The 19634-nt window shown below is 66.0% G+C and carries 18 protein-coding genes; 9 read left to right on the top strand and 9 right to left on the bottom strand.

From position 1 onward, the window contains the following. Nucleotides 1-365: 365 nt before the first annotated feature. Together aroQ and AC1RQC_RS35095 are read right to left on the bottom strand one after the other, a co-directional pair. Nucleotides 366-815: a type II 3-dehydroquinate dehydratase gene (gene aroQ, locus AC1RQC_RS35100; RefSeq protein ID WP_492375142.1), complete on the bottom strand. Its 450-nt coding sequence runs from the start codon at nucleotides 813-815 to the stop codon at nucleotides 366-368. A 77-nt stretch (nucleotides 816-892) separates the two neighbouring features. Next, nucleotides 893-1945, bottom strand: coding sequence for a Gfo/Idh/MocA family protein (locus AC1RQC_RS35095; RefSeq protein WP_492886099.1), 1053 nt, complete (start codon nucleotides 1943-1945; stop codon nucleotides 893-895). A 132-nt stretch (nucleotides 1946-2077) separates the two neighbouring features. Between AC1RQC_RS35095 and AC1RQC_RS35090 the strand changes: the two genes are divergently transcribed. From AC1RQC_RS35090 to AC1RQC_RS35075, 4 genes are all read left to right on the top strand, one after another. After that, nucleotides 2078-3037, top strand: coding sequence for a LysR family transcriptional regulator (locus tag AC1RQC_RS35090; protein WP_492886097.1), 960 nt, complete (start codon nucleotides 2078-2080; stop codon nucleotides 3035-3037). 290 nt (nucleotides 3038-3327) lie between these two features. Continuing rightward, complete coding sequence (locus tag AC1RQC_RS35085; protein ID WP_492375139.1) at nucleotides 3328-4740, top strand: MFS transporter; 1413 nt, start codon at nucleotides 3328-3330, stop codon at nucleotides 4738-4740. 329 nt (nucleotides 4741-5069) lie between these two features. Beyond that, nucleotides 5070-6131 carry a porin gene (locus AC1RQC_RS35080; RefSeq protein ID WP_492886095.1) on the top strand — a complete coding sequence of 354 codons (1062 nt, stop codon included), beginning with the start codon at nucleotides 5070-5072 and terminating at the stop codon, nucleotides 6129-6131. A gap of 74 nt (nucleotides 6132-6205) precedes the next feature. Further along, nucleotides 6206-7165 carry an AEC family transporter gene (locus AC1RQC_RS35075; protein ID WP_492375137.1) on the top strand — a complete coding sequence of 320 codons (960 nt, stop codon included), beginning with the start codon at nucleotides 6206-6208 and terminating at the stop codon, nucleotides 7163-7165. A gap of 24 nt (nucleotides 7166-7189) precedes the next feature. On the opposite strand, the gene AC1RQC_RS35070 is transcribed toward AC1RQC_RS35075, so the two are convergent. Continuing rightward, a complete protein-coding gene (locus AC1RQC_RS35070; RefSeq protein WP_492886093.1) occupies nucleotides 7190-7957 on the bottom strand; it encodes an IclR family transcriptional regulator domain-containing protein in 768 nt (255 codons plus the stop codon). Nucleotides 7958-8088: 131 nt separating this feature from the next. On the opposite strand from AC1RQC_RS35070, the gene AC1RQC_RS35065 reads away from it, so the two are divergent. From AC1RQC_RS35065 to AC1RQC_RS35055, 3 genes are all read left to right on the top strand, one after another. Further along, entirely contained in the window at nucleotides 8089-9972 is a 1884-nt protein-coding gene (locus AC1RQC_RS35065) for a bifunctional sugar phosphate isomerase/epimerase/4-hydroxyphenylpyruvate dioxygenase family protein (RefSeq protein WP_492375136.1), read from the top strand. Nucleotides 9973-10018: 46 nt separating this feature from the next. Then, on the top strand, nucleotides 10019-10843 hold the full coding sequence (locus AC1RQC_RS35060) for a 3-oxoadipate:acetyl-CoA acetyltransferase (protein ID WP_492375135.1): 825 nt from the start codon (nucleotides 10019-10021) through the stop codon (nucleotides 10841-10843). 89 nt (nucleotides 10844-10932) lie between these two features. Then, nucleotides 10933-11478: a shikimate kinase gene (locus tag AC1RQC_RS35055; RefSeq protein WP_150987212.1), complete on the top strand. Its 546-nt coding sequence runs from the start codon at nucleotides 10933-10935 to the stop codon at nucleotides 11476-11478. Between the two features lie 54 nt (nucleotides 11479-11532). Here AC1RQC_RS35055 and AC1RQC_RS35050 read toward each other — a convergent pair whose 3' ends face one another. From AC1RQC_RS35050 to soxC, 6 genes are all read right to left on the bottom strand, one after another. After that, on the bottom strand, nucleotides 11533-12429 hold the full coding sequence (locus AC1RQC_RS35050; RefSeq protein WP_492886091.1) for an ABC transporter permease: 897 nt from the start codon (nucleotides 12427-12429) through the stop codon (nucleotides 11533-11535). Nucleotides 12430-12448: 19 nt separating this feature from the next. After that, nucleotides 12449-13297 (bottom strand): ABC transporter ATP-binding protein, encoded by an 849-nt coding sequence (locus AC1RQC_RS35045; protein ID WP_492886090.1) that lies wholly within the window; start codon nucleotides 13295-13297, stop codon nucleotides 12449-12451. 1 nt (nucleotide 13298) lies between these two features. Next, the gene (locus tag AC1RQC_RS35040) at nucleotides 13299-14333 is read right to left on the bottom strand and encodes an ABC transporter substrate-binding protein (protein ID WP_370563885.1); all 1035 of its coding nucleotides are present in this window, start codon (nucleotides 14331-14333) and stop codon (nucleotides 13299-13301) included. 115 nt (nucleotides 14334-14448) lie between these two features. Then, nucleotides 14449-15366, bottom strand: a complete 918-nt coding sequence (locus tag AC1RQC_RS35035) for a TauD/TfdA dioxygenase family protein (protein WP_492886088.1) — start codon at nucleotides 15364-15366, stop codon at nucleotides 14449-14451. A 205-nt stretch (nucleotides 15367-15571) separates the two neighbouring features. Beyond that, on the bottom strand, nucleotides 15572-16171 hold the full coding sequence (locus AC1RQC_RS35030; RefSeq protein ID WP_492828077.1) for a c-type cytochrome: 600 nt from the start codon (nucleotides 16169-16171) through the stop codon (nucleotides 15572-15574). After that, the gene (soxC, locus tag AC1RQC_RS35025; protein ID WP_416053174.1) at nucleotides 16158-17423 is read right to left on the bottom strand and encodes a sulfite dehydrogenase; all 1266 of its coding nucleotides are present in this window, start codon (nucleotides 17421-17423) and stop codon (nucleotides 16158-16160) included. Before soxC ends, AC1RQC_RS35030 begins: the two co-directional genes overlap by 14 nt. Nucleotides 17424-17673: 250 nt before the next feature. Here soxC and AC1RQC_RS35020 point away from each other — a divergent pair, with 250 nt between their 5' ends. Both AC1RQC_RS35020 and AC1RQC_RS35015 read left to right on the top strand, forming a co-directional pair. After that, a complete protein-coding gene (locus AC1RQC_RS35020) occupies nucleotides 17674-18771 on the top strand; it encodes an ABC transporter substrate-binding protein (protein WP_492812466.1) in 1098 nt (365 codons plus the stop codon). A gap of 4 nt (nucleotides 18772-18775) precedes the next feature. Next, nucleotides 18776-19624 carry an ABC transporter permease gene (locus tag AC1RQC_RS35015; protein WP_492886086.1) on the top strand — a complete coding sequence of 283 codons (849 nt, stop codon included), beginning with the start codon at nucleotides 18776-18778 and terminating at the stop codon, nucleotides 19622-19624. The last annotated feature ends 10 nt before the right edge of the window (nucleotides 19625-19634 follow it).

The raw sequence follows: 19634 nt of genomic DNA, 5'->3' as shown, positions 1-19634 counted from the left end.
AAGGCGCGCCGGATGGGGCGACTACCCCCTCGGGCTTCGGCGAAAAGAGCGGCCGGGACCCAAACTCGCATCGCCTTGAGGCGATACTCAGACATGGGTCCCTCTTTTCCGCTCTTTTCGCCGAATCCCGAGGCGCCCCATACGGCCTAGGTACACCCTGACGGCTCGCTTCGCATCGCGCTTGGGTGTTTTCCGCCCCTTCGGGCGGGAAACACGGCTACCACAGTTGGTTGGTCTTGCCGCTGGTTGGCTCCCCTCTCCCACTTGTGGGAGGGGCCGGGGGAGAGGGAGCAGACTGGGAGCAGCCGTCGTCGTAGCGTATGGCTTTGGCCTGTTCGGCGGCTTCGGCCTGTGCATTGGATTTGTCAGGCTGGCGTGCCCGCCAGTTTCGCGGCGATGAACTGCAACGCCAGCCCGTACCCCTGGGTGCCGAACCCCGCCATCACCGCCTCCGCGATATCCGACAGGTAGGAGTGATGGCGGAACGCCTCGCGCTTGTGGACATTCGAGATATGTACCTCGACGAAGGGAATGGCGACCCCGGCAAACGCGTCGCGGATCGCCACGCTGGTATGGGTGAAGGCGCCCGGATTGATCAGGATAAAGCTGACGCCTTCGGTGCGCGCTGCGTGGATGCGATCGACGATGGCGCCCTCATGGTTGCTCTGGAAGCAGGCCAGGGACAAACCCAGCTGGCCGGCCTGCTGGCGCAGGCTGCCCTCGACATCGGCGAGCGTGGTCGAGCCATAGATCTGCGGCTCGCGCGTGCCCAGCAGGTTCAGGTTGGGCCCGTTCAGGACGAGTACGGATTTCATGGTGGTTCCTCTGGTTTCCTCTGATGGGTCTGGTTGATTGCTGCCGGCCGGTTGCCGCCGGCTTGAAGACGCCCGGCTCAGGCGTCCACCGTCTCGACAATGCGCCCGCTGCGCGCAGCTTCGGCGATGGCTTCGGTCACGCGCAGATTCTGCAGCCCGTCATGCACGGTGACAAGCGGCGCGGCGGCGCCGCGGATCACGTCGCAGAAATGCGCGAGCTGGCGCGCGAGCGGGTCCTCGCGCGTGAGCTCGACCACGCTGGCCTGGAAGGGCCTGAACCACGAGCGGTCCTGGTCTTGCGCATAGGTCTTGAGCCGCATGGTTGGCACCGCGAGCGAGCCGCGCGTGCCGGCGATCACATAGCAATCCTCGTCCGGATAGCTGGCATAGTCCGCGTTCTCCCGCGAAGTCTGCTCCCAGCTGCGCGCCGAAGCCGCGCTATCGGACAGCATGAACGTGCCGAGCGTGCCGTTGGCAAAGCGCAGGTTGATCGCCACCGTGTCCTCGACCGGAAACCGCCGCGCGGCGTTCGACGCCATCGCCTGCACCGCCACGATCTCGCCGCACAAGGCCCGCAGGTTGCCGATCTCGTGAATCATGTTGATCAGGATCGGCCCGCCGCCAGGCTGGCGGCGCCAAGGCGCCGCCGCGAAGTAGTCATCGGGCTTGCAGAACATCGCCGTGCCAACCACCGCCACGGGCGTGCCCAGCACGCCTTGCTGCACGATTTCGCGTGCACGGGCCAGCAGCGGGCTGTGCGCGCGGTGATGTCCTACCAGCAGCTTTGCAGTGGCCGCCTCGGCTGCCCGGCGCAGGCGCATGCCCTCCTCCAGGCTGTGCGCCACGGGCTTCTCAATCAGCGCCGGAACGCCCGCGCGCAAGCAGGCCAGCGCGTCGGCCACATGCAGCTTGTTTGGCGTGGCGAGGATCACGCCATCGAGCCGTTGCGCTGCAAGGAGTGCATCTAGCGAAGCGTACAAGGGCACGCCCGTAGCGCGCGCCACCTCGGCCGCGGCCGCTGCGGGGTCGGCAATGGCGGCCAGCTCGCAGGCCGGGCTGGCCTGCACCAGTTCCATATGGCGGCGGCCAATCAGGCCGGCGCCGGCAATGCCGATTCTGAGCTTTGTCATTTGCTGTGCTGGTGAGGGATGACCGTGGGGCTCACCCCGGGTGAGCCCCCGGGGTGAGCCCCGTATCCGGCCGCCTGGACAGGGGCCATCAGCACAGCGTACTGTTATACGTCGATACGATAATCAGGCGTCATGGAAAGTCACAATGTCCCATTGGCGAACAATGATCCCTTCCTCCGGGATCTGCGCCTGTTCTGCACCGTGGCCCGGCGCGCCAGCTTTAGCGCCGGCGCCAACGAGATGGGCCTGTCCGCCGCGCATGTGAGCAAGCGCATCGCCACCCTCGAGGCCATGCTCGGCGTCAAATTGTTCCACCGCACCACGCGCCGTGTCAGCGTGAGCGCCGACGGTGAAGCGGCCTTCCTGTGGGCGCAGAAGATCCTGGATGACGTCGAGAGCATGCTGGAAGCGGTTGGCGGCGCAAGCGCGGAGCCACGGGGCCTGCTGCGCATCAGCACCAGCTTGCGGCTCGGGCGCGACCACCTCTGCCCGGCGCTGTCCCTGCTGCGCCAGCGCCATCCCGCGCTCGAAGTCTGGCTGGAACTGCTGGACCGCCGCGTCGACCTGATCTCCGAGAACTTCGACCTCGACATCCGCGTGGGCGAAGTCCAGGAACCCCACCTGATCGCCCACAAGATCGCCCCGGGCAGCCGCATCCTCTGCGCCGCGCCCTCCTACCTGGTCCGGCACGGCCAGCCCCGGACTCTCGCAGAACTGGCACAGCACGACTGCCTGCCCTTTCGCGACCGCGACCAGCGCTTCGGGGTATGGCGCATGGCCGGGCCCAGCGGCACGGAAACCGTCAAGATCACCGGGCCCATGGCCTCCAACCACAGCGATATCGTGCGCCAGTGGGCGCACGAAGGCTACGGCATCATCATGGCTTCGATATGGGACGTGGCCAGCAGCATCCGCAGCGGCGCACTGGTGCGCGTGCTGCCCGCGTACCACCAGCCGGCCGACGTATGGGCGGTGACCACCGCGCGCGCCTCAAGCTCGGCCAAGATGCGGGCCTGCATCGATTTCCTCAAGGTGCAGCTCACGCAAGGACCACACGCGCTGGCAACCAGCCTGGAAGCCGGAGCAGCGTAGCGTGCCGCACGTCGGAAACGGGCGTGAACTGACACCAACCAGCGCCGCATGACCTAAAAATCACTTTTATGATGAAGCAGACAACCCCGGTGAGGCTGCCACGCTCCTGAGACGGGCGTGGGATCCGACCGCTCCTTGCAACGGATTGGGGGTGCCATCCCGCTGGTAGAAACCCGGCTTTTGCGCGTATATCGCGCAGTCTGCGCGATATACGCGCAAATTGCGAGAATTCGCCTTGTCGACGATCAAGGGATCGCTTAATTTCCAGCCAACAATGATTGGAGACGAAATTGGCTACTACCCTCAATGACCGTGACCTGCACGGCAAGCGCCAGACCAAGAAGGCGACCGCGAGCGGCTGGATCGGCTCGGCACTCGAGTACTACGATTTCTTCATCTATGCGACGGCAGCGTCGCTGCTCTTCCCCCAGATTTTCTTCCCCTCAGGCAACCCCAAGGTCGCCATCGTTGCTTCGCTGGCAACCTACGGTGTCGGCTATATCGCCCGGCCCATTGGCGCCCTCTTCCTGGGCCACTGGGGCGACACCCACGGGCGCAAGAACGTGCTGGTGCTGTGCATGTTCCTGATGGGCTTCTCGACCGTGGCAGTCGGCCTGCTGCCGACCTACAGCCAGGTTGGCATGCTCGCCCCGGTGCTCCTGGTTATCCTTCGCCTGATCCAGGGCTTCGCGGTCGCCGGTGAAATCTCCGGCGCCAGCTCGATGATCCTGGAGCACGCGCCGTTCGGGCGCCGCGGCTACTACGCCAGCTTCACGCTCCAGGGCGTGCAGGCCGGCCAGATCCTGGCCGCCGCAGTCTTCCTGCCGCTTGCCTACTACATGCCGTCGGACGCGTTCAATGCCTGGGGCTGGCGCATTCCGTTCCTGCTGAGCGCCGTCGTGCTGGTGGCCGGCTTCATCATCCGCCGTGAAGTCTCCGAGACGCCGGCGTTTGCCAAGGAAGCCAAGGCTGGCGAAGTGGTGCGTTCGCCCATCATCGAAGCCTTCAAGTTCAGCTGGCGCGACATGATCCGCGTGGTGTGCATGGCCCTGATGAACGTGATCCCGGTGGTAGCCACGATCTTCGGCGCAGCCTACGCGGTGCAGCCGGCGTACGGCATCGGCTTCGACAAGAGCCTTTACCTGTGGATTCCTGTGGCAGGAAATATCCTCGCAGTGCTGGTCATTCCGATTGTCGGCAACCTGTCCGACAAGTTCGGCCGCAAGCCGCCGATCGTCATTGGCGCGCTTAGCTCCGGGTTGCTTTCCTTCCTCTATCTCTACGCCATCAGCATCCATAACGTGCCGCTTGCCATCGTGGCATCGCTGCTGATGTGGGGCATCGTCTACCAGGGCTACAACGCGATTTTCCCGAGCTTCTTCCCCGAGTTATTCCCGACACGCTCGCGCGTGTCGGCCATGGCCATCGCGCAGAATATCGGCACCGCCGTCACCGCCTTGCTTCCCGCGCTGTTCGCCACCGTGGCACCTCCGGGATCGGCCAATATCCCGCTGACGATCGGCGCGATTACCTTCGCCGTGACGATCGTTGCAGCCCTGGCGGCCCTGAGTGCCCGCGAAACCCACCGCATCCGCATGAGCGAACTCGGCGAGCCCGACGCCGCGCCCATGGACAAGCAGGACTATGACCGGCTGCGCGCCGAGGCCATGGGCGAGACAAAGGTGGCCCGGGCAGCCGCCTGAGCGCACCACAGCCTGGCTAGGGAGCACAGAGCAGCCGGTCCGCCGCGGACCAGCGCTCTCTGAGGCCAGGTTCTACCTCCGTCGCCCGCCACCGATATGCACTTGTTGGCGATATCGGCGATATCGGTGCTATCACGGCCCTGTCACGCTCCTTTCACCTGATGTCAGTGCGATCGCACGCACCGAGGGGGGCCCATTTCCCTGAAAGCGCTGAAACACAAAAGCGCAATCGAATGAAATCGAATTGAATCGAATTACCAAGCCCACGTTTTAAAAAAATCAATATCAATATTGATATCCACATGAAAAGTATCTGGAGGAGTATCGACATGAACAAGAAAGCCGCCGCCCTGCTCGTTCTGGGGAGCGCCGCCCTGCCCGCATTCGCCCAGCAATCCAGCGTCACCCTGTATGGTCTTGTCGACACCACCATCCGCTACAGCACCCACGCGAACGCCGCCGGCAACAGCAAGTGGGAAATGACCGATGGCGAACTCACCGGCAGCCGCTGGGGCCTGCGCGGCACCGAAGATCTCGGCAACAACCTGAAGGCCTTTTACATCCTCGAATCGGGTTTCAGCCCGGATACCGGCAGCAGCCAGCAAGGCGGCCGCCTGTTCGGGCGCACCGCGGTGATCGGCCTGGACGGCGATTTCGGCAAGCTTGCGCTGGGCCGGCAATACACGCTCGCCCACGAAATCCTGTCCTCCTACGAGGCCATGGCCTTCGCCAACAACTCCATCGTCGGCTACCAGGGCGGCAACTACACCGGCCTGCGCTACGACAACACCATCAAGTACATCAAATCGTTCGGCGGGCTGCAGGCGGCGGCGGCCTATACCTTCGGCGAGGTCGCGGGCAGCATCAAGGCCAGCAACGCCAGTGCCGGCTCGCTGGTCTACAGCACCGGGCCCATCGAGGTTGGCGCTGTCTACCAGGTCACGCACGATGTCTCCTCCGCCTTCTTCGGCGCCGTGCCGTCCGCGCAGGCCAGCAAGCAAACCGTGTGGGGCCTGGGGGGTACCTGGAAGGCGTCGCGCGCGCAGTATTACCTGGGCTATACCAACAACCGCCTGGATGTGGCCGACTACCGCAACAACGTGGGCTATATCGGCACGCGCGTGAATATCGCCGAAGCCCTCAGCTTGATCGGCACCTTCCAGTACGACTGGCTCAAGCATGCCGGCGAGAGCGGCAAGCGCATGACCACCGCCGGCATGCTGGACTACAACTTCAGCAAGCGCACGGACGTCTATGTGGCAGTGGATTACACCCACCTGAGCGGCGCCTGGATCCCGCTGAACAGTTCGCCAAACTTCAACAACAGCGGCAATATGTTCGGCAACACGACCAGGCTGGGCTTCATGGCCGGCCTGCGGCACAAGTTCTGAGGCGCATAGCCGGACATAAACAGGCAAGCAGATAGGCCGGCAAGCATACCGACAAGAATACCGACAAGACTCGCATGCTCAATATCCTGGCGATCATCGCGCCGATCTACATCCTGATTCTGATCGGATTCGCGACGACCCGCGCCGGGCTGTTTGCCAAGGCCGACATGCGCGTGTTCGGGAAGTTCGTGATCAACCTGGCATTGCCGGCGCTGCTATTGCGCGCGCTGTCGCAACGCCAGGTTGGCGAGATTCTCAACGTCAGCTACCTGCTTGCCTATTGCATCGGATCGTGGGCGGTGATCGGCCTGGGCTATGCCTGGTGCCGCCGCGTCAGCCGGCTGAATCCGGCCACCAGCGCGTTCTATGCGATGGGCATGTCGTGCTCGAACAGCGGGTTCATCGGCTATCCCATCCTCCTGTTGACGCTGGCGCCGGTAGCGGGCGTTTCGCTCGCGCTCAACATGGTGGTGGAAAACCTGCTGGTCATTCCTTTCCTGCTCTTCATGGCGGAGCGCAAACCGGGCAGCACGGGCGGGTGGCAAACGTTAGGCAAAGCGCTGGCCCGGCTGATCTGCAACCCGCTGATCCTTGGCTTGCTCGCGGGGCTGGCGGTGTCGGTGCTTGGCTTGACATTGCCCGCGCCGGTCACGCGTACCGTCGATACGCTGGCAACCGCCTGCAGTGCGCTCTCCCTGTTTGTCATCGGCGGCACGCTGGTCGGACTGCCCATGGGCGGGCTCGGCTCGCGGATTGTGCCCATTGTCGTGGGCAAGCTGGTGCTGCATCCGTTGTGCGTATTGCTGGCGATCACGATGCTGCCGATGCTCGGGCTGCCCGAGATCGACCGCTCGCTTAGCGCAGCGGCCGTGCTGATGGCGGCCATGCCCATGATGGGCATCTACGCCACCCTGGGCCAGGCCTACGGGCAGGAAGATTTCAGCGCTGTGACCTTGCTGATCACAACCATCGCTTCCTTCTTCACGCTGAGCGCGTTGCTCTTTTTGCTCGGTGCATTTCACGCGCTCCCCTGACAGGCTTGCCGGGCGCGGCGAGTCTCACAATACCCGCATGATCGAGATCGCCGTATCCTGCAGCACCCGCAGCACCCGCTCCAGCGCCTGCTCCGCGCTCTCGTCCCCGATCTGCATATTCACGCTGAGCGCGGCGATCACCTTCCCATGGCGATCCCGCAGCGGCACCGCCACCCCCCGCACGCCGATCTGCAATTGCTGCTCGACCAAGGCATAACCCTGGGCGCCGGCACGGCGGATTTCCGCCATCAGCCGATCCTGCTGCATGATCGTGTACGGCGTGTAAGGCGTGAGCACACAGCCTTCCAGCCAGGCCTTGACCTTATCCTCCGGCTCGGACGCCAGCATCATCACGCCGGCCGACGCCAGCGGCGCCGGCACGCGCGCGCCTAGCACGAAGCCTGTGTTCATCACCCGGCTGGTGCCGGTGCGGCAGATAAACACCAGTTCCCAGTCGTCCAGCACGCTCAGGTAAGCCGGCTCGCCAATGGCGGCGGTGATCTGCTGCAGGAAAGGCTGCACGGTGCGCGGCAGGCGTGCGGAGTCGAAGTACGACCACCCGACCTTGAGCACGCGCGGGGTGAGGCTGAACAAGGTGTCATCGCTAGTGGTGTAGCCCAGATGCTCCAGGGTCAGCAGGTAGCGCCGCGCCGCGGTGCGCGTGAGACCGGTGAGCTGGGCCGCCTGCGTGGGTGTCAGGCGCGGATGGTCGTTATCGAATGCCTCCAGGATGGCCAGGCCCTTCTCCAGCCCGGCAATCCAGTCCCGACGGCTCAATGGTTCTTTATCCATAGCGAAAACCCTAATCCCGAGCGCCAGTCGCTCGCATACGCGCGATTGTCGCACGCCTACGCGCGAATTGCGCTTGTTGTCACCTACGATCAGTCCTAATCTTGCCCTACACGAAGCACGCAGGATCTGACATGGACACCACAATCTGGCGCCACCCGAAATCAATCGCCACCGTATCGCTCTCCGGGACGCTTCCTGAAAAACTTGAGGCCGCCGCCGCGGCCGGCTTCGATGGGGTCGAGATCTTCGAGAACGACCTGCTGAACTTCGACGGCTCGCCAGCCGACGTGCGCCGCATCGCGGCCGACCTCGGCCTGGCCATCATGCTGTACCAGCCCTTGCGCGATTTCGAGGCCATGCCGGATGCGATCCGCGAGCGCAACATGGCGCGGGCCGAGCGCAAGTTCGACGTGATGGAAGAGCTCGGCGCGCGCATGGTGCTGGTCTGCAGCAATGTGCAGGAGATCGCCATCGACGATCCCGCGCGCGCGGCGGCCGACCTGCGCGCCATGGCCGAGGCCGCGGCGAAACGCGGGCTGTCGGTAGCCTATGAGGCGCTGGCCTGGGGCCGCCACACCCGGCGCTGGCGCCAGGCGTGGGAGATCGTGCGGCAAGCCGACCACCCCGCGCTGGGCCTGGTGCTGGATAGCTTTCACACGCTCGCGCTTGGCGACACGCTCGAAGGCATCGGCGAAGTGCCAGCGCAAAAGCTCTTCTTCATGCAACTGGCCGACGCGCCGCGGATGAGCATGGACGTGCTGTCGTGGAGCCGGCATTACCGCAATTTCCCCGGGCAGGGCGATCTGGCCGTCACCGAGTTTGCGCGCGCGGCAATGGACGCGGGCTATCGCGGGCCGCTCTCGCTGGAGATCTTCAACGACGAATTCCGCGCGGCACCCGCGCGCCTGACCGCGCTCGATGGGCTGCGCTCGCTGATCTGGCTCGAGTCCGAGGCGGGCGGCCCGCCCCTGCCGGCGCCGCCGCGCTTCGGCGGCGTGGACTTCCTGGAGTTCGCGGTGGACTACGTGACCGGGCGCGAGCTGGGCGCGCGCCTGCGCTCGCTGGGCTTTGGCCATGCGGGCCGCCACCGCTCCAAGGCGGTGGAGCTGTACCGGCAGGGCGGCGTCAACATCATCCTCAATGCCGAGCAGGACAGCGCCGCGGCCGAGCACTTCCAGCTGCACGGCCCCTCCGTGTGCGCGCTGGGCCTGAAGGTGGACGATGCCCAACGCGCCGTCACGCGTGCCCGGACCCTGTTGTGCAAGGAGTGGCGCGAGCGCATCGGCCCGCACGAGCGCCGCATTCCGGCATTGCGCGCGCCCGATGGCATGCTGTTCTACCTGATCGACGAACAGGGCTCGGACCGCAGCATCTACGAAAGCGACTTCGTGCTGGAACCTGGCGGCGCCGACAGCGCGGGCGCGGGGCTGATGGCCATCGACCATATCGCCCAGGCGCTGCCGCCGCACAGGCTCGACAGCTTCGTGCTGTTCTACAAGACGGTGTTCGGCCTGCAGGCGCAGGCGCTGCACGAAATCGCCGATCCCTATGGGCTGGTCAAGAGCCGCGCCATGGTCAGCGCGGAACAGAGCCTGCGGATTCCGCTCAATGTCTCGGAAAGCAGCCGCACCGCAACCGGCCGGTTCATCACCGCCTACGCGGGCTCGGGCATCCACCACATCGCATTCCGTACGCCGGATCTGTGCGCGACGCTGGCGCAAGTCGCGCCAGCCGAGGCCGCCATGCTCCACGTGCCGGACAACTACTACGACGATGTCGGCGCCCGGCTCGGGCTGGACGATGCGGCACTAGAACGCCTGAGGCAACACCAGTTGCTATACGACCGGGATGGCGGTGGTGAATTCCTGCACGCGTACACCGAGCCCTTCCACGACCGCTTCTTCTTCGAGCTGGTGCAGCGCGATGGCTACCTAGGCTTCGGCGCGGCCAACGCCTCGCTGCGCATGGCCGCGCAAGCCCTGGCCAGCCGCAACCGCCAGGGTCGTCCGGCCTGAAGCCGCCAGCGTCATCCCTTATTGGAGCCTCACATTGGAGCCTCACATGCAAGATCCCTGCATCATCTCAGTCGCCATCACGGGCTCGGTGCCCCGCAAGAAAGACAATCCCGCCATCCCGATCTCGGTCGCCGAGCAGATCGAGAGCACGCACCAGAGCTTCGAGGCAGGCGCCACGCTGGTGCATCTGCATGTGCGCGACGAAGCCGGCAATTCCAGCTCGGACCCGGCGCGCTTCGCCGAGCTGCAGGAGGGCATCCGCAAGCATTGCCCGGGCATGATCGTGCAGTTCTCCACCGGCGGGCGCGGACGCGCCATGGAGCAGCGCGGCGCCATGCTCGACCTGCGCCCGGACATGGCCTCGCTGGCCACGGGCTCGGTCAACTTCCCCACCACCGTCTACGAGAACCCGCCCGACTTCGTACGCGCGCTGGCCAAGGCCATGCGCGACTACCACATCAAGCCCGAGATCGAGATCTTCGACCTGGCGATGCTCTACAACACGGCGGACCTGGTCAAGGAGGGCTTGCTGCTGCCACCGGTGCATGTGCAATTTGTGTTCGGCATCAAGAATGCGCTGCCGGCGCGCAAGGACATCCTCGAATTCCAGGTGGCGCAACTGGGCAAGGTACTGCCCGGCGCGACCTGGACCGCGGCGGGCATTGGCCGGCACCAGCTGGAGGTCAATCACTGGACGCTCCAGCTCGGCGGCCACTGCCGCACCGGCCTGGAAGACAATGTGCGCTGGGACAAGGACACACTGGCCGCCAGCAACGCGCAGCTGGTGGGCCGGGTGGCGGCGCTGTGCGCGCAGTACGGCCGCGCCGTGGCCACGCCGCAAGAGGCCCGCCAGCTGCTCGGCCTGGCATGAGCTTTTTACCGCCCCCGTTTTGATCGCCACGCATCTCGTGCTACCGTAGAGAAGACCGGATCCGGAGCCGAAAACGGCTCAACGCAAACTTGGATTTCGATAACCTCTTCTTCGTGGGCTTCATGGGCGCCGGCAAGACCACCATCGGCAGGACGGTGGCGCGCCGGCTCGGGCTGCCTTTTTTCGATTCCGACCACGAAATCGAGGCGCGTTGCGGCGTGCGGATACCCACCATCTTCGAGCTGGAAGGCGAGGAAGGCTTTCGCGAACGCGAAAGCCGGGTGCTGGACGAGCTCAGCCAGCGCCGCGGCATCGTGATGGCCACCGGCGGCGGCGCCGTGCTGCGCCCGGAAAACCGCGAGATGCTGCGCTCGCGCGGCTGCGTGATCTACCTGTGCGCCTCGCCCGCCGAGCTGTGGCACCGCACGCGGCGCAACCGCAACCGCCCTTTGCTGCAGGTCGCCAACCCGCGCGCCACGCTGGAAGCGCTGTTCCAGGTGCGCGACCCGCTGTATCGCGAGACCGCGCACCTGATCATGCCCCCGCATGGCGACAGCGTGGCGAATGCCGCCGGCCGCGTGCTGGAGCGCTTGGGCTTGAGCGAGCGGGTTCTGCCGCCTCCGGTCGATCCCTGAAGCCGCCCCTGGTTCCGCGTGCCGGCAACAGCACTATTGCCCATTACCGCCGCCTCAGTGCTGCATGCCCCAGCGGCGCACGGTCACACGCTCCAGCGTCCTGAACACCAGGTTCTCCACCAGCAGGCCGATCAGGATCACCATGGCCAGGCCGGCGAAGACGCGGTCGGTGTACAGCTCATTGCGGTTCTGGAAGATGTACCAGCCCAGCCCGCCCTTGCCCGACGATGCGCCAAACACCAGCTCCGCCGCGATCAGCGTGCGCCAGGCAAAGGCCCAGCCTATCTTCAGCCCGGACAGGATGGCCGGCAGCGCGGCGGGCACCAGGATCAGCAGCACATAGCGCAGCCCACGCAGGCCATAGTTGCGCCCGGCCATGCGCAAGGTGGCCGGCACCCCGCGAAAACCCGCATAGGTATTGAGCGCCAGCGGCCAAAGCACCGAATGGATCAGCACGAACACCAGGCTCTTGCTGCCAAGGCCAAACCACAGCAGTGCCAGCGGCAGCAGCGCGATGGCCGGCAGCGGGTTGAACATGGAGGTGAGCGTGTCCAGCACGTCGCGCCCCAGTTCGGTGGACACCGCCAGCGTGGTCAGCACGAAGGCCAGCACAATGCCGCCGGCATAGCCTTGCAACAGCACCGACATGGAGATGCCGGCCTTGGTCAGCAGCTCGCCATTGCCGATGCCTTCGGCAAAGGCGCGTGCGGTGGCGAGAAAGCTCGGCAACAGCAGGTCGTTGTCCTGCACGCGCGCGATGATTTCCCACAGGCAGGCCAGCACCACCAGGATCAGCGCCTTGCGCAGCCAGCCCTGCTGCCACAGGCGTTGCGGCCAGGGCAAGGCGCGCGCCACCAGCAAGGCAGTGAAGGGCTCGAGCTTGCACTCGTATTCGGCGCGGACCACCGTGGTGGCGGAAAAAGATGTCGTGCTCGTGTGCGTGCTCGTCATGGTCGATCCTGGCAGGGGCTCAGCGCGCCTGCGCGGTGCGCGCCGGCGACGGCGCCGGGTGCGGCGTCTCGTCGAACAGCAGATGGTGGATGCGTTGCGCGGTAGCCTGGAACTCCGCCCCGCCCTGGCTGGCCAGGTCGAACTGGTGGCTGTTGAGCTCGGCGCGCACGCGCCCCGGATGCGGCGACAGCAGCAGGATGCGGCTGCCCACCACCAGCGCCTCTTCGATCGAATGCGTGACAAACAGCAGCGTGAAGGCGGCGTCGTGCCACAGCGCCAGCAACTCCTCCTGCATGCGCCGGCGCGTAAGCGCATCCAGCGCGGCAAAGGGCTCGTCCATCAGCAGCACCTTGGGACGCATCGCCAGCGCGCGGGCAATCGCCACGCGCTGCTTCATGCCGCCCGACAGGGTATGCGGATAGGCATCGGCAAAGTTGGCCAGCCCCACCTTGCCGAGGAAATGCAGCGCGCATTCGGACGCCTCGCGGCGCGCCATGCCGCGCGATTGCATGAGCGGGAACATCACGTTCTGCCGCACCGTCTTCCAGGGTGGCAACTGGTCGAACTCCTGGAACACCACGATGCGGTCGGGGCCGGGCGCGCTGACAGGCGCGCCCTCGATCCGGATCTCGCCCTCGCACGGCGCAACGAAGCCCGCCACGGCCTTGAGCAAGGTCGACTTGCCGCAGCCCGACGGGCCGAGCAGCACAAAGCGATCGGCCGCATGAACGTCGAAGCTGACCTGATGGGTGGCGCGCACCACGCGCTCGGGGGTGCGGTATTCCAGCGAGACACCGTCGACCTGCAACAGCGGCGCGGGGGCAGCGCGCGCGGAAACCACGCGTAGCGGGGAAGGTTGCGCGGTCATGTCAGCTGCCCTGCGCGGTGACCGGATCCTGGAAGAAATAATCCTGCCAGGATTTTGGCTGGTTGCGGATGGCGCCCACCCGGTGCATGAACTCGGCCAGCGCAAAGGTGTTCTGCGGCGCGACCTTGAACTGCACCTGCGGGTTCTTCAGGATCTTGACCAGCAGCGCGCGATCGATCTTGGCCTTGTTGACGCGAATATACAGATCGGCGGCGGCTTCCGGATTGGCGGTGGCGAACCTGGCCGCCTCGGCCAGTGCATCGACAAAGGCGCGGTAGGTCTTGGGGTTGTCGTTGCGGAATTTCTCGGTGGCATAGAGCACCGTGGCCGAGCTGGGGCCGCCCAGCACGTCATACGAGTTCAGCACGATGCGCGCATTGGGATTGCCGGCCAGCTCCTGCTCCTGGAACGGCGGGTTGCCGAAATGGCCGCTGATCTCGGTACCACCGGCGATGATGGCCGCAGCCGCATCGGGATGCGGCACCGCCACCGTCCACTTGTCCAGCCGGTTGAACTCCTTGTCGCCCCATTGCTTGGCCGCAGCCAGTTGCAGCACGCGCGACTGCACCGAGACCGATACCGCGGGCAGCGCGATGCGGTCCTTGTCGGTGAAGTCGGCGATGGTCTTGACCTTGGGATTGTTGCTGACCAGGTAGTAAGGGAAATTGCCCAGCGATGCCACGCCCTTCACGTTCTGCTTGCCGTGCGTGCGATCCCACACCGTCAGCAAGGGGCCCACGCCCGCGCCGGCGATATCGATGGCGCCGGACAGCAGCGCATCGTTGACGGCGGCGCCGCCGGAGAGCTGGGTCCATTCCACCTTGACGTCCACGCCCTGCTGCTTGCCTTGCTTCTCGATCAGTTGCTGGTCGCGCGCCACGTTGAGCAGCAGGTAGACCACGCCGAATTGCTCGGCGATGCGGATCTTCCCTTCCGCGTGGGCCGCGCCCGTGGCCGCCATGCCGGCGGCGAGCGTCAGCGCGACGACGCCACGCGGCCAGCGGGCGGAGAAAAGACGGGAACGTAGCAGGGACATGCGAGACTCCGGTGGATATTGCGGATACTGCGGATACTGCGGATACGGTGGATACGGTGAATTCGATAGAGCGCAGGGCGGGCCAAGCCACCCCGCCGCGCGCGACGCATGCCGCTCAGGCGGGCAGATCGCCTTCGATGGTCGTGCGGTACATCACGCGGCGCATGGCCTGCGGGCAGCCTGCTGCCAGATGCAACAGCGAGCGGTTGTCCCAGAACACCAGGTCATGCTCCTGCCAGGCGTGGCGGTAGATATGCTCGGGCTTGACGCTATGCGCGAACAGCTGCGCCAGCAGGTCGCGGCTTTCGTCTTCGGGCAGCCCCTTGATGCGCGTGGTGAAATGCTCGCTGACGAACAGCGCGCGCCGGCCGGTCTCCGGGTGCGTGCGCACCACCGGCTGCAGCACGGGGGCCACCTGCGCGATCTGCTCGGGCGTCAGGTTGGGACGCCATGGGCTGCGCTGCTGCAGCTCGGCGTATTTGGCCAGGTAGGTGTGCTCGGCTTTGCGCCCATCCACCTTCGCCTTGAGATGCGCGGGCAGCGTTTCCCAGGCCAGGTGCATGTTGGCGAACAAGGTGTCGCCGCCCTCGGCCGGCAATTCCTGGGCATGCAGCAGCGAGCCCAGGCTGGGCTTTTCCTTGTACGAGAGATCGGAATGCCAGAAATGCCCGGCATCGCCCAGCCCGATCGGCTTGCCGTCCTTGAGCACGTTGGAGACGATCAGGATCTCGGGGTGGTTGGCAAGCTGGAACTGGTGCAGCACATGGATCTGCAGCGGGCCAAAGCGGCGGCTGAACGCGATCTGCTGCGCTGGCGTAATGCGCTGATCACGGAAGACCACCACGTGGTAGTCCAGATGTGCGCGGTGGATGCGGGCGAAGTCTTCCGCGGACAGCGGCTCGGCCAGGTCCAGGCCAACGATCTCGGCGCCCAGCGGCGCATCGAAGGGACGGATCTCGAACCGGGCGCTGCCGGTGAAAGCGGCGGGCGCGGTGCCACGGAAAGTTGAGGCCGGGTGGGTTCCAATCGTCATGACAGGCTCTTAGGCGGGGGACCGAAAGTACGTAGCGAAACGCGCGCAGCACCGCACCTGGCTGTTCAAGGCAATAGGCAGGCCTGCACCGCTTGTTCTTAAGCTTTGCACTGTAGTGACCTCGGATTGGAGCGGTCAACGAATGTAATCGCTGCCGCTTATTCGCTTATCGCATATGGGCGTCTCGCGTGATTTCAGCGTAGTCTCAACGTGCCGGTGCGCCACAGCTGCGGCGGCACGGCACGTTCGCCGTATCGGGCCGCGCGTCCGCGACGAAGCCATCGCGATTCGGCATGCGCACCTGCGGCAACGTGCGCGCATCCAGCACGGCATCCGCCGGCACGATGCCGTTCAGGTGCAGCAGATACGCGGTGACGGCATAGACCTCATCCGCCTTGAGGCTCTGCGGCGCGTTGTATGGCATGGCCCGGTTGATGAAATCGAACACCGTCGTCGCATACGGCCAGAAGCTGCCGATGGTCTTCAACGGCGCCTTGCCATTCACGCCACCGCCTTTCAGGCTGCCGTGCCCGCCGACCAGCGCATCGGCCGGCTTGCCTTCTCCTTTCAAGCCGTGGCATGCGGCGCACTGGTTCTCGTAGACCTGCTTGCCAAGTGTCACGCTGCCGCTGCCTGGCGGCAGCCCGGCGCCATCTGGCGTGACATCGATGTTCCAGGCGGCGAGATCGCGCTCGCTGGCCAGCAAGCCAATGCCGTAGGTTTGCGCCTGTGCCTGCGCGCAGACCGCGGCCATCGCCAGCGCGGCGGCGGCAATGTGGGTACGGTGGGATTCAAGCGCGCGCATTGGCAATGCTCCCGTCGGCGCTGACGCGCCAGGCTTGTATGGCGTTGTAGTGATAGGTGGACTCATAGCCACGCGCGGCCACCAACTGGTCCGGCAAGGGCTGCACATTGCCCGCCTCGTCGATGGCGCGGCTTTGCAGCACGGCCGGGCCGCCCTCCCAGCGCCATGGCAGGCGAAAGCGCGTGAGCGCGCGGTCGAGCACGGGATCCTGCAACTGCGCCTCGCGCCAGTTGCGCCCGCCATCCACCGACACCTCCACGCGCCGGATGCGGCCGTAGCCAGACCAGGCGAGGCCGGAGATTTCGTAAAAGCCCTTGTCGCGCAGCCGGTGGTCCGGCGCGGGAAAGGTGATCACGGACTTCACGTCCATCATGAAGGTGAACTGGCGCGCGCTGCCGTCCGGCAATGAGTCCGTGTACTTGGATGTCTCTTCGCGCGTCATGAAGGGCGCGCGGCCGAGCTTGAGCCGGCGCAGCCACTTGATGCTCATATTGCCCTCGAAGCCCGGCAGGAACAGCCGCAGCGGGTAGCCGTGCTCGGGCCGCAGCATCTCGCCGTTCTGCGCGTAGACCAGCAGCGCGTCTTCCATCGCCTTGGCCATCGGCACGCTGCGCGTCATGGTGGCGGAATCAGCGCCCTCGGCCAGCAGCCAGGCGGCTTCGGGGCGCACGCCCACCTCCTCCAGCACGACGGAAAGGGGCACGCCCGTCCATTCGCAGCACGACAGCAAGCCGTGGCTGATCTGCACCGAAGTGGCGCTGGGCGCGCGCCATTCGCGCCCGGTATTGCCTGAGCACTCCAGGAAGTGGATGCGCGAGACCGATGGCAAGCGCACCAGGTCGTCCATGGTGAAGATCCGCGGGCGCTCCACCAGGCCATGCACAGCGAGGCGGTGCTGCGCCGGATCGATCTGCGGGATGCCGGCGTGGTGGCGCTCGAACACCAGGCCCGTGGGCGTGATGATGCCGCGCAGATCCTGCAGCGGCGTCATGGAGGAGTTCGCGCCGGGCATCGGCGCAGGGCCGCGGTTGCGCCGGATCACGTTCTTCTCGAACGCGGAGGGCTGGCCGTAGGCGTGCCACAGCACCGGCTCGCCGGGCGTGCGGGTCCAGGGCGGCACCGTCAGTACTTCGGCCCGCGCGGGGGCGGGCGCACCGGCGGCGAGCGCCACGCCACCCAGGCCCGCGCCCTGGCGCAGGAAGCGGCGCCGGCCGGGCTGCGGCTGCCCGTTCCTTTCGTTGTTGCTGGTCATTGGCTCAGCCCTTGTGCGTTCGGCACATAGCGAAAATGGCGCACTCTATGCCAGCGCGCCGCCTCACGGAACGAAGGAAAGCGCATGCCCATATGCGTTGCCGCGTCACCATCGCCATCTGTGGTGCATATGCGCGCAGGCCATATCCAAAAGCAGAAACATTCGTTCTGCTGTGCCGATGGCGCCGCGTATCTTGAGAGCCGTTGGTGGAATTCTCCCCACGAGCACAAGACACAGGACCACATCCAAGATGGCAATCACGCGACGAACCCTCCTCAAACGCCTTGCCGTGTCCGGCCTGGGTGCCGCCGCATCCGCCAGCCCGCTGAGCGCATTCAGCGCCAGCGGCGGCGCCAGGCCCGACGTGATCCGCATTGGCGTGGCGCAGCCGGCCACCGGCACGCCGCCCACTTTCGCGGGCAGCTCCATGGCCATCGCGCATGCGCGCGGCTGGCTGGAGGAAGCGTTCAAGCCGTCAGGCACGCGCATCGAATGGCTGTTCTTCAAGGGCGCGGGGCCGGCCGTGAATGAAGCCATCAGCACCAACCAGCTCGATTTTGCGATGCAGGGCGACCTGCCCGCCATCGTGGCGCGCGCCGCCGGTCTCAAGACGCGGCTGGTGCTGGCCACGGGCGTGCGCACCAATATCTATATCGGCGTGCCGCCCGACTCCCCGCTCAAGACGGTGGCGGACCTGCGCGGCAAGCGCGTGTCGCTGTTCAAGGGCACCAATATGCATCTGCCGGCATTGCGCCTGCTTGAGGCCAACGGCCTGGCCGAGAAGGACCTGCGCTTGCTGAACCTGGACACTGCCGGCTACCTGGCCGCGCTCACCACGCGGGATATCGACGGCGCCATCGGCGCCATGGATATCCTGCGCCTGCGCGACAAGGGCGCGGTGCGCATCCTGTACTCCAGCAAGAACCAGTCGCCGATCTACACGCGCCAGAGCCATGTGCTGGTGACCGATGCGTTCGCCAGCAAGTACCCCGAAGCCACCCAGCAACTGGTCAAGACCGCGGTGCAGGCCGCACGCTGGGCCTCCGACGAAAAGAACCGCGAAGACGTGCTGCGTACCTGGGCGCGCGCCGGCACGCCCTACGAGCACTGGAAAGAAGACTACGAAGGTGAACCGCTGCGCGTGCGGCTGAACCCGAACTTCGACCCCTTCCTGGTGACCCGCTACAAGGACGCCACCGAGCAGGCGTACCGCCTGCGGCTCTCACGCGCGAAGTTCGACGTGGACCAGTGGATCGACCCGAGCTTCCTGAAGGCCGCGCTGAACGACCTGAGCCTGCAGAGCTACTGGCCGGTCTACCAGCCCAACGGCAAGATCCTCGGAGCCTGACGCGATGGCAGCCAACGATACCCTGACGCTGCCGGGTGCGGCGGGCACCGCCCCCGCGCAACGCGGCAAGCGGTTGCACGGCTGGCGGCCCACCCGGCAGCATGCCGCGTGGCTGCTGGCCTGGCCGGTGCCGCTGACGCTGCTGCTGGTCTGGTACGTGGCGGCGCGTTTCGCGTGGATTCCGCCGCAGGTGCTGCCCGCCCCCGACACCGTCTGGCACACGCTCACCGAGCTGTACCAAAGCGGCGAGCTGCAGGCCAACCTGGCCGTCAGCGCATTGCGCGTGGCGCTCGGCTTTGCGCTGGGCCTGGCCGGCGGGCTGGCGCTGGGCGTGGCGATGGGCCTGTCGCCCAGCTTCCGCGATTACGTCTACCCCACCTTCAAGGCCTTCAGCCAGGTGCCCGTGCTGGGCTGGCTGCCGCTGCTGATGCTGCTGGTCGGCATTGACGAAGCGCTCAAGATCATCCTGATTGCCAAGGCCTCACTGGTACCGATCGCGCTCAATACCTACAAGGGCATCCAGAACGTGCACACGCGCTATATCGAGGTGGCGCGGGTGCTGCGCTTCACGCGTTGGCAACTGCTGTCGCGGGTGGTGTTTCCCGCCGCCGCCGCGCCGATCTGGAGCGGCATCCGCTACGGCCTGACGCACGCGTGGCTGGCGCTGGTGGTGGTGGAGCTGCTGGCCTCCTCCGAAGGGCTGGGCTACATGATCGTGTACGGCCGGCAGCTGTTCCAGCTCGACATGGTGATTGCGGCGGTGATCGTGGTGGGCGCGGTGGGCTTCGCGCTGGACAAGGTGCTGGCGCTGGCCGAGCGCGCGGTATTGCGCTGGCGCAAGCCGGGACTCTGAGTTGCGGCGC

The sequence above is a fragment of the Cupriavidus sp. GW822-FHT03E04 genome (assembly GCF_058801495.1).
Note: the sequence above shows the minus strand (reverse complement) of the source record. Positions and strands in the feature narration are given on the sequence as shown.